Consider the following 15568-nt stretch of genomic DNA (forward strand, 5'->3'; position numbering starts at 1 on the left):
CGTAAATATATAAAGGAGTTTTTACATACATGAAAAAACAAATAAAATTACTTTCTGTTGCCTTTAGTACGGCTCTGCTTCTGGGTGCGTGCGCCTCTTCTTCAAAAACTTTGTCTGAGAGCTCGGCAAGTTCTGAAACCTCGTCAGTTTCATCCGGTACTTCAGATACTACAAAGACTCTTGTATACGGCACCGGCAGTTATGGTGTGGGTATGTCCGATGCAGGTCTTAATCCTCATGAGGACTACTCAGGCTGGAGCTGTGTACGATACGGTGTCGGGGAGACATTGTTCAGATTAAATGAAAATATAGAGCTTGTACCTTGGCTTGCAGACTCTTATAAGTTTGTAGATGACAATACTCTTGAAGTTGTAATCAAAGACGGCATCAATTTTTCATCAGGCAGAAAGCTTGATGCTGCAGCTGCAAAAGAATGTTTTGAAGATTTGATAGCCGTTCATGACAGAGCACCTAAGGATATGAAAATACAGGAAATAAAAGCTGACGGTCAAACACTCACATTTGTAACTACCGAACCGAATCCCGCTCTTTTAAACTTCCTTGCGGAACCTTATACCGCAATTATAGATATGCAGGTAGGTGTGGATGCAAGTAAAAATGTTTCAGGTACAGGTCCTTACAAAGCAACCTCAGTGTCTGACAGTGAAATAAGCCTTGTATCAAGAGATGACTACTGGGGCGGTGAAGTCTCAAAGAAAAACATCACCGTAAAGTCTATTACAGACGGTGACACATTGACTATGGGACTTCAGTCGGGAGAGCTTGATGCAACCTCCGGACTTCCTTATGCAAGCTATCCGCTTTTTGAGAATGACAATTATAATATAAACTCTGTTGCTACAAGCAGAGCATTTTTCCTGCAGTTAAACTTTGACAATGAACTTCTTACAGATAAAAACATCAGATCTGCTATAGCTATGGCCATTGATAAGGAAGGCTTTGTAAATGTTTTGCTTGGCGGTCATGGAAAGGTTGCAAACGGCCCGTTCCCTATGAAGGATGGAGAAAACCCGACATACAGTTTTTCTCCTGAAAAGTCAAAGGAGTTACTTGCAAATGCAGGATGGAGTGACAGTGATAATGACGGCTATGTAGATAAGGACGGCAAGAATTTAGAACTTAACTACATCACATATCCGGGAAGAACCGAGCTTCCTATACTTGCACAAAGTATACAGGCAAACTTAAAGGATATCGGTATCAAGCTTAATATAAACAGTACGGAGAATTATCTTGAGGTAATGAAAGACAGCACTACCTGGGATATCTTCGGCAGTGCTATGGTTACAAATCCTACCGGAAACAAGGGATATTTCTTTGATATGACTTCTCTTACCGAGTCACCAAAGAACAGAGGACACTACTCAAATGCCGAACTTGACGAACTTGCCAAAACTCTTTCAACAACATTTGAAAGTGAAAAACGTGAAGAGATTGCAAAAAATATGAGTGATATTTTAGTGGATGATTGCGGTTTTATATTTGTTTCACACTTGCAAATGAGTCTTGTAAGTAAGAAAAATATAAAAGGTCTTACTCCTATGCCAAGTGACTATTATGAATTCAGCAAGGATTTGGTAATAGAATAATGAGAGAACTTTTGAAATTTGAGAATATAAATATTTCATATGAAAAAAGACAAGTATTATATGATCTGTCATTTTCTCTGAACTCAGGTGAGATTCTGGGTGTAGTCGGAAACAGCGGTTGTGGAAAATCCACATTACTAAAAAGTATCATGGGGCTTTCAGGCCCCAAGGTACTTACCGGAAATATATTTTTTGAAAACATAGACCTTTTATCACTTAATGCTTCTGAAATGAGGAGAATTCGCGGTAATCGTATAAGTATGGTTTTTCAGGAATCCGGTATTCACACCAATCCTTTAAAAACTATAGGTGACACTGTTTTTGAAAGTATGAAAGCGCATAAACAGATTTCAAAAGAAGAAGCTCTTGATACCGCAACAGTTATTTTTGAAAATCTCTCATTACCCGATCCTAAAAGAATCTTAAATGCCTACCCTTTTGAACTTTCAGGAGGTATGAATCAAAGAGTCGGTATAGCGCTTGCCATGCTAAACAGACCTTCTTTAATTTTAGCTGATGAGCCTACCAGTGCACTCGATCCTATTGTGGCTGTGCAAATAGAAAATGAGCTGAAATCACTGCGTGAAAAATACAATACAGCTATTATACTTGTAACCCATAATATAAAAATAGCAAGAAATATCACCGACAGAATATTGGTATTAAATAACGGTAAAACGGTTGATTACGGAAAAACATGTGACGTACTCTCCTCTCCTAAAAGTGATTTCACAAAGGAGCTGATACTTTCCGCTTCCGGTTAGAGTTTCTCTTTACTTCGGAGTATATATGAATGAAATTTTAATTATAAACAAACTTACAAAGCAATTTGAGGGTGAACCGAAACCAAGTATAGAAAATATTGATCTTACATTAAAGTCAGGGCGCTGTCTTGGCATTGTAGGTGAAAGCGGTTCGGGAAAAAGCACACTTGCAAGAGCGATCACAGGTCTGATCCCGGTAACATCCGGAGAAGTGATATTTGACGGCAAATGTATCAGCAAATTTTCCCCATCACAATACAGAAGAATATATAAGGATTTGCAAATGATTTTCCAGCTTCCGAGGGAGAGCTTTAACCCGATAAGAAGCCTTGGAGAGAGCATAGTTTTAAATTTAAAAAACTTCGGTTTTTGCGGTAATTATAAAAATAAAGCAATATCGCTTTTAAACCGCTGCGGTCTTGATTCTTCTTTCTATAATAAATTTCCTGCCGAGGTCAGCGGCGGTGAATGTCAAAGAGCTGCAATTGCCAGAGCTATCGCTCCCTCACCAAAACTTCTTATATGTGATGAGGCTACCTCGGCACTTGATATGATAGTTCAAAGGAAAATAATATCATTGTTAAATGACTTAAAGGATGAAATGGGAATGGCAATACTTTTTATCTGTCATGATATATCTTTAGTCCATTATATGTGTGATGATGTAGCCGTAATGAAGGACGGTCGTATCATGGAAAAAGATGTGACAAGCAGAATAATTCACCGCCCTCAAAATAAATATACAAAAGCACTTATAGAAGCATCCGATGTATACTGATATATTGGATGCTGTTTTTATTGAATATATGTAAAATCACATTAATAAAAACATAATAATATCGATTAAACTAACCGGTTTGAAACATCTTGAATACCTACGGAGTCTATGCTATAAATTACAAAGATTATTGAAAGGAGTATAATGCATCATATGAATTTTTATACTTTAGATTATATTATAAAACACCAGTCCACCAATATGATTATAAGATCGGCTTTAATCATTTTGCTTTTGGCTGTTGTTATCATTACAGGTTTTCGCTTTATGAAGTATAGAATGAAGACCAGACTTAGAGATATTTCCATAGGCATTGCGGTTTTTATTTTTATTCTTTTGGGAATTCAGGTGGAAAATTATACTAGGAATCATAAGGATTTTTCCCAATCACATGTGCTGGTAAAATTTATTGAAAGTGTGGCTACAGATGCCAAGGTTGCTACAGACGATATTTTGGTAAATTCCACAACTTTAAAAGACGGCATTATAGTCCGCTATAATGAAGAGGACTATATGGTGCATCTAAATAATGACAATAACTCCTATACTTTGCAGCGTACACATGTGATAGATCATAATGTATATATAAACGGGGAGAGATAATTTATGAATATATATTTATTAGTCGGTATCAAATTTATTCTCGGTATCATGGTAATGATTTTACAGATACATATACTTGGAAAATATGAATTCTCTATAAATACTCCGCTAAACCAGATACAAAACTATGTACTTGGCGGTATTATAGGCGGTGTTATTTATAATACTTCCATTTCCATCATAACATTCCTTATCTTTATATTAATCTGGTCTTTAGTTGTGATTATCGTAAAATTACTGGTAAATATCAAGGCTGTAAAGTCATTGGTAGTGGGAAATCCCGTTATCCTTATAAAAAACGGTAAGGTAAATGTTGAAAATTGTGCCAAGGTAGGTATATCTGCAGATCAGCTTATGTTACATATACGTATGGAGGGACTCTTCTCTACAAAAGAGGTTAAATCCGCAATAATGGAAACTAACGGTAAGCTTACCATTATAGATATGCAATCAGCTACACCGAAATTTCCTATTATTTCAAACGGCAAAATAAACCGTGATATACTTGAGGTTATCGGACATGATGAAAAATGGTTGCTATCTTCAATCAATGAACAGGGCGTTGAAAACATACAGGATATTTTTCTCGGTGAATATGTAAACGGTGAATTAAACCTTACAACTTATCCGAAGATTATATAGTTTGTTATATAAAAAATGCATAACTATAGCTTGTAGTTTTACTTCCACCTTCACAAAATTAAATACTTAATTAAAAGGACCCTCTGAAACTCGGAGGGTTCTTCTTCTATCTGTCTAAAAATAACGCTTTAAGATATCTTATGCCGGTTTCCGTTTTGAAAACTTTTCTCATCATCTCTTCTATTGCTTCTTTTTTTAACTTCATCTCATCAGCATTTACCAAAAAATCGGCTTCCAGCAGAATTTGTAAATCAATACCGTCTATATCTGTATATGTATGATGATGTGCTATCATAAAATCTATCCTGTCTACCATAGATTTTGATATATCACTGCCTTCAAAAAATTTTCTAATCATCGGTGAAGACACCTCTTCCTGCTTTTTACCGTCCGCTTCACCATACTTTTCTCTAAGTGACGGACAGGAAATATCATGCACTATAGCGGCTATTTCAAGTATTTTTTGAGTATCATAATCCAGATTCTCTCCCGTTCCTATATTTCTTGCATATCCCCAAACTTTTAAAAAATGATTGATATCCCTAAAGCTGCCCTTACTTTCCCTTATCATCTTCTCCATTACTTCACTTACGGTCATATTACACCTCTTGCAAAAATATTTGCTTAATATTATATATTATTTTTTTACACTTATAAATAAAAAACGGGCTTTTATTCAAAAACCCGCTTTAATCCTTATTGCACTTTTCCACCTTCTATTACAAGAGTATCTGCATATTCACTGCCATAAGTATCTGTAAGTGTCTCTTCATAATCCTTGTGGAAGAAGTTCTCTTTTCCAAGATTTTCAATCTCTGTATTGATCCATTCAAGTAATGTAGTGTTTCCCTTTGTTACAGCCGGTGCGATGGTATCCTTAGCACCAAGATTGTCAATACCTACAGTATATCCCGGATTGCTCTTTGCAAATGCGATAACCTCAGTATTGTCATTTACCCATGCCTTACCTGAACCGTTTAAAAGCGCATTCTTGGCATTTGCATATGTATCATACTTTTGAAGCTTGATATCAGGGTAATTCTTAGTCATATAAGTCTCGGCTGTTGTTCCTGAAATAACTATCATCTCGTCCTCGGCCTTCCAATTGTCAAGGCTTGTTACAGGATCTTTATCTGATGATATAACACCAAGTCCTACATTCATATATGGAAGTGCAAAGTCTACCGCCTCAGCTCTTTCAGGTGTAACTGTAAAGTTTGCAAGTATAATATCTACCTTACCTGTTTCAAGATATTCCACTCTGTTTGCGGCCTCGGTACTTACATAATTGATTTTAACTCCAAGATCCTCTGCAAGTCTGTTTCCGAAGTAAATATCATATCCCTGATATTCACCGTTCTCGTCAACATATCCGAAAGGATGCTTGTCTGAGAAAACACCTATATTTATAGTTCCCGCACTCTTTATCTCATCTAAAGTTCTGAATTTATTCTTAGCCGCACTCTTTGAAGATGAACCACATGCACTGAGTGCCAAAGCTCCTGCAGCCAAAATACCTACTAATCCTATTAATTTACCTTTTTTCATTTTATATTCCTCCTATATGAAAATCTATATATTATATTCTTCCTTATCATCCTTAATGGATTCAAATTCAAAAATATTCAAAAATTGTCTTGCTCTTTCAGTCTTCGGTGAAGTGAAAAAGCTCTTAGGTCTACCCGTCTCCACTATATTTCCCTTATCAAGGAAATACACTCTGTCGGCTACAGCCTCTGCAAATTGCATTTCGTGAGTTACAATAATCATAGTTGAACCCTGTTTAGCCAAATCAAGCATTACATCAAGCACTTCTCTTACCATCTCAGGGTCAAGAGCCGCTGTAACCTCATCAAATAATAAAATCTCAGGATGCATTGCCAAAGCTCTTACTATTGCCACTCTTTGCTTTTGTCCGCCTGAAAGTTCTCTCGGATAAGCATTTGATTTATGTGCAAGACCTACTCTTTTAAGAAGCTCCATCGCTTCCTTCTTTGCACTCTCTTTATCTACTCCGGCCACCTTTGTCGGGGCCAGTATGATATTTTCAAGTATTGTCATATGTGGAAAAAGCTCATAGCTTTGAAAAACCATACCTATTTTTTGTCTGAGTTTTGTCAAATCATTTTGCTTATAGTCAATGACTTTTCCGTCAAGGCTTATACTTCCGCCCTGTATTTCTTCCAGACCGTTTATACATCGAAGTAATGTGGACTTACCGCAACCGCTTGGCCCTATAAGCACTATTACCTCTCCCTTGTTCAGTTCAAGGCTCACACCGTCAAGTACAGCATTTTTTCCGTCATAATTTTTTACAACATTGTTTATTTCCAATAATGCCGGCATATTCTCTCCTTCCTTCATACTAATTTCTTTTTTCCAGATATCTTGCAAGCATACTTATCGGGGTACAAGCGATAAAATACATCATAAAAACCACCAGATATACTCCGAAAGCCGCATTCGGACTTGAAGTTCTGTTTGCCTCCGTTATCTGCTGTGCCACCTTTATTACCTCAACAACTCCTATCATAAGTACAAGTGATGTAGTCTTTATCATTCTGGTAATCAGGTTAATTGAAAGCGGAATAAGTCGCTTTATCGTCTGAGGTATAATGATATATATAAAAGTCTGTTTCTTACTCAGTCCAAGTGCTTCACTGCTCTCATACTGGTGCTTAGGAATACTTGTCACAGCTCCCCTTACCAAATCTCCCATCTCTGCAGTTCCCCAAAGGCTGAATACTATGATTGCTGAAAGTTCTGCCGAGACATCTATTCCAAGTGCTCTTGTAGTTCCGAAAAATACTATAAACAAAAGTACAAGCTGCGGCATTATTCTTATAATTTCAAGATATACTCTAAGTACCGCTTTTAAAACAGGATTTTTAAAAGTCATCAAAATACCGACCAAGATACCCAAGGGAATACTGATAAGCACAGATATTAAACTGATTCTAAGTGCTATACCGAGTCCACCAAGAAGTCTTATGGCATTCTTTCCTTTAAATATCACATCAAGACCCAAATCCGGCATATCGTACCCTCCTTTCTACATAGGAACCGAGTATTGACACCGGTAATAATATAATTAAATAGAAAAATACCAGCAGTACAAGGCTCTCAACAGTTTTATAATACAAGCCTATCAAATCTTTTGCGGTAAACATAAGATCCATTAAGCTGATAGCTGAGAACACAGATGTTTCTTTCAAAAGAAATATTATATTGGCTACAAATGCGGGTGTACTTATTGAAACAGCCTGTGGAAGCAAAATATAAAAGAGTGTCTGATTGTGGCTAAGTCCAAGACTTAATGCACTCTCCTCCTGTATCTTATCTATAGTTTCTATTCCGCTTCTGAAAGCCTCACACATATAACTGCCTCCCAGAAATGCGAGTCCGAATACTCCGCATGCAAAGGCATCTACCTTTAGCCCAAGCTTCGGCAAACCGTAGTATATAAAAAACAACTGTATGATAAGCGGTGTATTTCTGCTCATTTCAATATATATACTTACCAGTTGACTAAGTACCGGTATCTTCTTATGTAAAACAAGCGTACATAAGAGCCCCACAATTATTGCAATTAAGATTCCCGATATACCTATTTTTAATGTCAGTATGGCTGCATCTACGTATAAAGGAAACACCTGTTTTATAAATTCAAAATCCATAATGTTACTTTCCAAGATACTCTTTGTATCTCTGCATTTATTTTACGGAGATGATAATATCACTATAAACCCTTTTTGTCTATAGGTTTATAGTATTTATTTTTATATCTGCATAATGCAAAAAAATCTTTACAAATATAGTATGGTCTTTAGTAAAAAAACCTATACCTCAAAGCAAAATACTGCTTTAAAGTATAGGTTAATTTTGATACTTATAAAGTATTTACCTTCTTGCACCGAAGTTTTGAACCCAATAAAGTGTACTGCCGTCGCTATAGCACCCTACACCTATCAAACTGAAATCATCACTTAGTATATTTTCTCTATGACCCTGTGAGTTCATCCATGATTCCATAACGCTTTCAGGGCTTCTCTGTCCCATTGCAACATTTTCTCCCCAGGTCATAAGTCCTGAAGGCATTAAAGTACGATAGCTTGAACCGTCAGGTCTTGTATGTGAGAACAATGTCACAAGCTCCTTTGCCCTTATGCCTGCGCTATTCATAAGGGCACTGTCGGCTGATAAAGGCGAAAGTCCGTACTGTGCTCTCTCATCATTTACAAGTTCAATGACTCTTTGCGCAAAGGCGGCTGTGGAAGTCTGATTTGAAGTCGATCCCGATGTTGTATTTGCACTGTTGTTTTGTCTGCCGTTTGTTTCCGTCATTCTTCCTTCCGGCTGATATGCTCCGCTTGCATCAACAAAGTATCCGTCAGGTGTATATGTGTTTACATCCATTCTGCCGCCGTTGAAAGGATTCATATAATACCATGTATTATTGACATTAACCCAGCCTACTTTCATATCTCCGTTGTTTGTATCCAGATAATACCAGTCTCTTCCTTCTTTTAACCAGCCTGTTTGCATATAGCCGGATCCGTTCATATAATACCAGACATTGTTTATACTAAGCCATGATGACCTTACATATGACCCGTCGGAAAACTGATACCACCATCCGTTATTATCTCTTTTCCAACCTCCGGTTGCTCCAAATGTAGGCACAGCCATCAATAATGTACTTGCTACCAATCCGAGAAAAACTCTTTTTTTCATACATTACTCCTTTCCGGTAATAAATATTACATATAGTTTAACCTAAATAGAAGTAAAATAAAATAACAATTTACATACAAAAAACAATACAAAATCCATCTTATATAAAAACAAATTATTCATATTAGTATAGTTTTTTAATGATTAGAATTTTTCTTCTCCTCATAAAACTTTTGTAATACGTAAAAAGCCTGCTTTCTATAGTTTTTCTCCGGATTTAATAATCCTTTCCTATTGTAGTAATTTTGAATCACAGAAGTTCTCCTTGGGCATCTAAAATCATATAGGATCCATGGTGTAATTCCTTTTATATACGATATATTTTTTATAGTATTTGTTTGTAGTAAATATACATTTGCTTGACACTCTTCTGTTCCCTTATCATCTACAGAGCCATGTTGATGTGCAAGAGCATCTGCACCACATTCTGTTATAATAACAGGTTTATCAGGCTTTGAGTTCTCAAAAAGTTCTGTTAAACTATTAAAATCCGGAACATACCAACCGCAATATTCATTTTGCCCAATTATATCTAATGACTCTATTAATCTATCTTCTATAGCATTGTTTTTAAAATTAACAAGACATGCAGCTGATACCATTCTAGTCGAATCTTCTAAACGGGTAATATTAGCAAGTCTTGTCATAAATTTAAATCTTGCATCAGTATCCGGATTCTCATTACCTACCGACCAAATAATAACACTTGCTCGGTTATAATCTCTTCTAATTAATTCCTGTAATTGATTTTTTGCATCATCGAATGTAGCATCTCTCTCAAACTGTACAGCCCAATATACCGGAATCTCTTCCCAAAGCAACATTCCCTCATAATCAGATAATATTGCCGAATTCTCATCATGTGGATAGTGTGCTAATCTCATAAAATTACACCCTAACTCTTTTGCAATTTCCATATTTTGTACTCGTTCTTGATTTGTTAATGCCTTACCATTCTCTACACTTTCTTCATGACAACTTATACCTCTCAAAAAAATCTTTTCTCCATTTAAAATGATATCTCTCCCCTCAACTCTAATTTCTCTAAAGCCTATATAATCGGTAGCCTCATCCTCTCCTGATTTTAAAACTGTCTTATAGAGCTTTGGATTATTTGGGCTCCACAGTTCCGGATTGGCGCTAAATATCAATGTTCCTTCACCATTCTGCAACTTTATTTCTTCAAAAATATCAAGTTCTGCAATGGATAAAGTAACAACAGCATTAGTTTTTTCTGAAAGTTTGACTTTTACCGAGATATTACTATATGTACTATCCGGAACAAGTCCAATTTGATAGTCTTTAATGAATACTTGTGGTACTCTAATCAATGCTATATCCCTATATACTCCACCATAGTTAAACCAATCGGTATTATCTGTAGGTACCTGCTCTACTCTTCTTGTGTTATCTACCTGTATAATAATTCTATTATCTTCCAATATTTCATCAGTAATATCAATAAAGAAAGGAGTATTTCCACCTCTATGCATACCAACATATTTTTTATTTAAAAAAACACGACAAATATAATTAGCAGCACCTATTTTAAGAAAAACTTTTTCATTACTTTTTTTCTTAAAATAAAATTTTCTTGTAAAAACCATACTTCCTTCATAAAGCATATACTCATTTTTTTCAGTGTTCCAACAACATGGTAAATTCATTACCGGCCATTCATCATATGAATAATCAAGTGGAATGGTATTTCCTCTATCATCAAAGCGTTTTTCTTTATACCACCTTCCCCTTAAAAATGCATCTAATTGATCAACCGCGTAATGCCATTGACCATTCAGCAACTCCCTTTCTCTACCGGTATCAAAAATCATAGTATCTGCTGATGCTATCTTGCATTCATACTCAGATGTATAATCTATAACATGAATATCTTCTACTATTTGTTCATTGTTTTTTTCATTTAAGTTCATTTTTATCTCCTCATACTATATAGGTTTGATTAAATTTTCATTATTTATTCGAATAAATAATATTACCATTAGCCTTTAACTCCGGTGCTTGCAATTCCTTCTACAAAATATCGCTGTAGGAATATAAATAACACCATAACAGGAATTAAGGATATTACAGCTGCCGCCATTATTAGTGCATAATTTGAAGAATATTGTGTGTTAAACATACGTAGTATCAATTGAATAGTTTTCTTATTATTTGTGGAAAGATAAACTAATGGCCCCATAAAATCATTCCACTCAAATGTGAAAGTTGTTATACAAAGTGTTGCAATTGCCGGTTTTGAAAGTGGTAACATTATTTTTGCATATATTCCATACTCACTTAGACCATCAATCCTAGATGCTTCCAATAGCTCATTTGGTATACCCATATAAAATTGCCTAATAAGAAATACACCTGTTGCTGTAAAAGTATGCATCATAATTAATCCAATATGAGAATCCGTTAATTTTAACTTACTCATCATTATGAACTGTGGAACCATGTATACTTGCCAAGGAACAGAAATAGTTAGAATATATATCATAAATATAATATCTCTACCTTTAAATTTTAGCTTTGCAAATGAATATGCTGCAAATGTTGATGTAAGTATTTGTAGTACTGTAACAATTACTGTTATTTTTATACTATTTACAAATCCTGTAAGCAATGGTACCTTTTCCCAAATAACTTTATAATTACTCCACTGAGCTACAGTAGGAATCCATTGTATTGGAAACGCAAACACATCTTTTTCGTTTTTTAAAGATGAAGATAGCATCCAAACAAATGGGATTAACATTATGAATGCACCGAATAACAGAAATATATATACAGTCATTAAAGGTATTATTTTATATTTATCATTTTTATTATTGTATATTTTAATATTCACCATAAATACCCCTTACCATTTAAAGATAGTCTGTAAACTTCTTTTCCGCCTTAAATTCCATAATAGAAATTGCAACTACCATTGTCATAAGTACCATCGCAACAGCACTTGCATAACCAAATTTCAGACTTACAAATGCACTATTATAAATATGATATGCCAAAACCTTTGTCGCCTCTCCCGGTCCGCCTTGCGTGGTGATGTACATAATATCATATGACTTAAAAGTAGATATTATTAGCATCATTAATACAAAAAATGTTGTAGGTGTTATACATGGCCATATAACATTTGTAAACTGCTTCCATTTTCCGGCTCCATCAATCTGTGCTGCTTCATATAGTTCTCTTGGTACTCCTTGTAGACCGGCTAAATAAACAATCATGTAATACCCCATATTTTTCCAAACAGTAAGTCCTATAATAGTTGGCATTGCCCACGTCTGTGATGCAGCCCATCTAGGTGGAACTGATACTCCTAATTTTATTAGAATCTGATTTACCGGTCCCTTGTCAGGATTAAATAATGCCATCCAAACAACTGCTACTGCTACTAAAGATGCTATATATGGAAAAAAGAAACACGATCTAAAGAACTCCTTCCCTTTTATTGGCTTATTCATTATAATGGCAAGCCCTAAAGAAACCATTAAAGTTAAAGGGACTGTAACAGCTGTATAATACAGTGTGTTTTTTAACGCAATAGGAAAGCTTTTATCATTTGTAAACATTGTAATATAATTACTAAGACCAACAAATTTTATATCAGAATTTCCTGCATTCCATTCGCAAAAACTCAGTATTAATGCAAATACAATGGGTAAAAATGTAAAAATAAAGAAGCCTATTAAATTAGGCAATATGAATGAATATGCAACCATAGTATTTCGAAATTTAGTACTACGTTTTCTTACTGATACTTCAACTGTTTTGCCTTTAACCCAACCAAACATCTTAGCCATCTCCAATCTGTTTAAAATCAGTATTTCAAAACAAAATATAAATAATCTACTCGACAAAAATTTGTCGCATCTATCAAAACAGGGAGAGCCTTTGTTAAAATTACAAAGGCTCCAAAAATTTAACTAATATCACTTAAGTTCATTTACTCTTTCCGTCATATGTTTTATTCCCTCTTCAGGAGTCTCTGTTCCTGTCATTATTGCACTATGTTCCTCATTAATAATTGTATCTATCTCTTTTGCCTTTATACTCATAGGGAACTCTATAACATATGTGTCAAGATCTATATATCTAGATAAATTCTCAGGTACACCTTTATGTGATTCCGGTAAAGCATCAAAAATATTATTTACAGCTTCCCCACCAAATCCTGGAAGTATTCCATTTTGAGCTAAAATTTTAGCACCTTCCTCTCCACAAATATATTTTATAAATTCCCATGCGACCTCAGGGTTTTTAGAATACTTACCAATAGACACAGGAGTAACGCCACCAACTGCCTTATCATTTGCTTCACCTTTATCATTAGGTAGAGAGCATACTCCCCAATTAAAATCTGCATTCTCACACAGCATATTTATGTACCATGTACCAATTTCCAACATTGCAGCTTGTTGATTATAAAATACTCCTGAATAATGTATATTAGATGTTTTTAAAGAGCCATAATCTTGAGTAAACTGCTTGCTCTGCATATCCAGAATAGTATTGTAGTAAGGAATAAGAGCCTCATATGTACTACTGTCTATGGGGTTAAACTCTTCTACTCTTCTTGCATATTGTGATACATTACTCGTCCAAGTATGTGTATGTGCACCATACACTTTATCATTCCCTTCACCACTAGTCATTTTCTCAGCAAGATCTTCGTATTCTTTCATTGACATTCCATCCTTTGGGTATGCAACTCCGGCTTTATCAAACAAATCCTTATTATAGAAAAGTAGAGTATTATCTTTTCGGAATGGCACTCCATATGTCTTATTATCCATTGTCAGCTGCTCTATAAGGCCGGAGTAATTTCTCTTATCAAAATCTTTATCCTGCTCCATGAAATTATCCAACTCCATAATATGACCTTGTGAAATTAAAGCATTGATTGTAGGTATATCTTTGTTGAACACAATATCAAAATCAGTCTTTGCCGACATCTGTGTAAGTATAGATGTATCAAACTCATCAGATGAAAATTCTACTGCTTCACACTTTATATTTGGATACTTTTCACTAAATGAATTAAATATATTCTTAAAGTATTCTGTATTGGAATAATCCCATAAAGCTATCTTTAGTGTTACCGCTCCATTCCCAGAATCCTGTTGAGTGGAATTCTTTGCACTATTTTCTCCTTTTCCTCCACAACCAACCATCAACCCGGCTACTGCAACGATACTTAGCAATCTTCTTACAATTTTACTTTTCATACATTTCCTCCTAATTTCAATTAAATATATAGAACAATTTCTATATCAATTTCATATTGTTACGTTCATTACTCATGATTATATATTACAATATAACCAACTTTTTTATATTGCTTTTTTGGCATATTTTGTGTTATATTCTGCACATAATACATTTTTTACTGTATTTTAAATAAATATTTAATAATAAATCAGGAGGTACAAAAACTATGTCTAATATTGTCGAGCCTAACGATACTAAGAATGCAATTATAGAGAATGTTCTACCATTTGATGTTGTTCACCAAACAACTAGTTCTCTTAACAGTTACCTTCACTATCATCCAAATTATTACGAGCTTTATATTTTTATAAACGGATCTGCAACATTATATATAGAAGGTAAACTATATAACCTCTCTCCGGGAGATACATTTTTTATCAGCCCGGAAATTCCACATATGGTCAAAAAATCAGATGACATCTCTTCCTATTCCAGAGTTGTTGTTCATATATCACCTGAACTCCTTGAAGATATCTCATCCGGTGAACTATACTTTAATACTTTTATAGAAGATATGTTAAATAAGCGATATAGATTATCCAATCAGGAACTGTCTTTGATAGTTTCATATGTTGATTCACTATCATATGAACTTGAATCTTTTGATAAACCATGTCACTGGATGATGGTACGCTCACTATACTCATTAATAATATCTTCTATTATTAGACATACACAGAGTACTCCAAGTAAACCTCTTGATTATCCTAAAATAATTCAAGACATACTAACATATATAGATAAACATCTTACAGAAGAAAATTTATCTATACAAAGTATTTCAAATAACCTAAATGTTTCTAAATCATATATTAGCCATACTTTCAAAGAATACTTTAATGAGAGTATTTGGCAAAATATAATTTATAAACGTTTATTACTTGCACAAAAGTTGCTTCTCTCAGGCCAAACTGTAACTTATTCCTGCTTTTCATGTGGCTTTACCAGCTACTCAAATTTTATAAAGGCATTTTCAAAAATGTTTGGAGATACACCGCACAAATATATTACTAAGCATAAAAATTACAAAAAAGAAAAAATCATTAAAATATCAAAATAGTAAAACTACTGTAATGATCTCGATGTAAGCGTCAATTCAAGTACGCCTCCCCATAAATATACTTCCACTATAAAATAATTTTATACTAAATATG

The 15568-nt window shown here is 34.6% G+C and carries 16 protein-coding genes; 6 read left to right on the forward strand and 10 right to left on the reverse strand.

Going from position 1 to position 15568, the window contains the following annotated elements; translation table 11 throughout:
• Positions 1–29 precede the first annotated feature (29 nt).
• From EHV10_RS11960 to EHV10_RS11980, 5 genes are all read left to right on the forward strand, one after another.
• Complete coding sequence (locus EHV10_RS11960; protein WP_128674840.1) at positions 30–1610, forward strand: ABC transporter substrate-binding protein; 1581 nt, start codon at positions 30–32, stop codon at positions 1608–1610.
• Positions 1610–2374 carry an ABC transporter ATP-binding protein gene (locus EHV10_RS11965; RefSeq protein WP_128674841.1) on the forward strand — a complete coding sequence of 255 codons (765 nt, stop codon included), beginning with the start codon at positions 1610–1612 and terminating at the stop codon, positions 2372–2374. The genes EHV10_RS11960 and EHV10_RS11965 overlap by 1 nt, the downstream gene beginning before the upstream one ends.
• 25 nt (positions 2375–2399) lie before the next feature.
• Positions 2400–3152, forward strand: a complete 753-nt coding sequence (locus EHV10_RS11970; RefSeq protein WP_128674842.1) for an ABC transporter ATP-binding protein — start codon at positions 2400–2402, stop codon at positions 3150–3152.
• A gap of 153 nt (positions 3153–3305) precedes the next feature.
• Positions 3306–3755: a DUF3290 domain-containing protein gene (locus tag EHV10_RS11975; protein ID WP_128674843.1), complete on the forward strand. Its 450-nt coding sequence runs from the start codon at positions 3306–3308 to the stop codon at positions 3753–3755.
• A gap of 3 nt (positions 3756–3758) precedes the next feature.
• The gene (locus EHV10_RS11980; RefSeq protein ID WP_128674844.1) at positions 3759–4397 is read left to right on the forward strand and encodes a DUF421 domain-containing protein; all 639 of its coding nucleotides are present in this window, start codon (positions 3759–3761) and stop codon (positions 4395–4397) included.
• Between the two features lie 106 nt (positions 4398–4503).
• Here EHV10_RS11980 and EHV10_RS11985 read toward each other — a convergent pair whose 3' ends face one another.
• The 10 genes from EHV10_RS11985 to EHV10_RS12030 form a co-directional block, all read right to left on the reverse strand.
• Positions 4504–4995 (reverse strand): HD domain-containing protein, encoded by a 492-nt coding sequence (locus tag EHV10_RS11985; protein WP_128674845.1) that lies wholly within the window; start codon positions 4993–4995, stop codon positions 4504–4506.
• Positions 4996–5093: 98 nt separating this feature from the next.
• Positions 5094–5945, reverse strand: coding sequence for a transporter substrate-binding domain-containing protein (locus tag EHV10_RS11990; protein ID WP_128674846.1), 852 nt, complete (start codon positions 5943–5945; stop codon positions 5094–5096).
• 24 nt (positions 5946–5969) lie between these two features.
• On the reverse strand, positions 5970–6743 hold the full coding sequence (locus EHV10_RS11995) for an amino acid ABC transporter ATP-binding protein (RefSeq protein ID WP_034211414.1): 774 nt from the start codon (positions 6741–6743) through the stop codon (positions 5970–5972).
• 19 nt (positions 6744–6762) lie between these two features.
• Positions 6763–7434 (reverse strand): amino acid ABC transporter permease, encoded by a 672-nt coding sequence (locus tag EHV10_RS12000; protein WP_128674847.1) that lies wholly within the window; start codon positions 7432–7434, stop codon positions 6763–6765.
• On the reverse strand, positions 7415–8074 hold the full coding sequence (locus EHV10_RS12005) for an amino acid ABC transporter permease (RefSeq protein WP_128674848.1): 660 nt from the start codon (positions 8072–8074) through the stop codon (positions 7415–7417). The genes EHV10_RS12000 and EHV10_RS12005 overlap by 20 nt, the downstream gene beginning before the upstream one ends.
• Before the next feature lie 223 nt (positions 8075–8297).
• A complete protein-coding gene (locus EHV10_RS12010; RefSeq protein ID WP_128674849.1) occupies positions 8298–9131 on the reverse strand; it encodes a CAP domain-containing protein in 834 nt (277 codons plus the stop codon).
• A 137-nt stretch (positions 9132–9268) separates the two neighbouring features.
• A complete protein-coding gene (locus EHV10_RS12015) occupies positions 9269–11062 on the reverse strand; it encodes a glycoside hydrolase family 2 protein (RefSeq protein WP_128674850.1) in 1794 nt (597 codons plus the stop codon).
• 68 nt (positions 11063–11130) lie between these two features.
• Positions 11131–11931, reverse strand: a complete 801-nt coding sequence (locus EHV10_RS12020; RefSeq protein ID WP_334295167.1) for a carbohydrate ABC transporter permease — start codon at positions 11929–11931, stop codon at positions 11131–11133.
• A gap of 73 nt (positions 11932–12004) precedes the next feature.
• Positions 12005–12937, reverse strand: coding sequence for a carbohydrate ABC transporter permease (locus EHV10_RS12025; protein WP_128674852.1), 933 nt, complete (start codon positions 12935–12937; stop codon positions 12005–12007).
• Between the two features lie 138 nt (positions 12938–13075).
• Positions 13076–14371: an ABC transporter substrate-binding protein gene (locus EHV10_RS12030; protein WP_128674853.1), complete on the reverse strand. Its 1296-nt coding sequence runs from the start codon at positions 14369–14371 to the stop codon at positions 13076–13078.
• A gap of 209 nt (positions 14372–14580) precedes the next feature.
• Between EHV10_RS12030 and EHV10_RS12035 the strand changes: the two genes are divergently transcribed.
• A complete protein-coding gene (locus tag EHV10_RS12035) occupies positions 14581–15474 on the forward strand; it encodes an AraC family transcriptional regulator (protein ID WP_128674854.1) in 894 nt (297 codons plus the stop codon).
• Positions 15475–15568 lie beyond the last annotated feature (94 nt).

This window comes from Lachnoanaerobaculum gingivalis (genome assembly GCF_003862475.1).
Taxonomy (GTDB): domain Bacteria; phylum Bacillota; class Clostridia; order Lachnospirales; family Lachnospiraceae; genus Lachnoanaerobaculum; species Lachnoanaerobaculum gingivalis.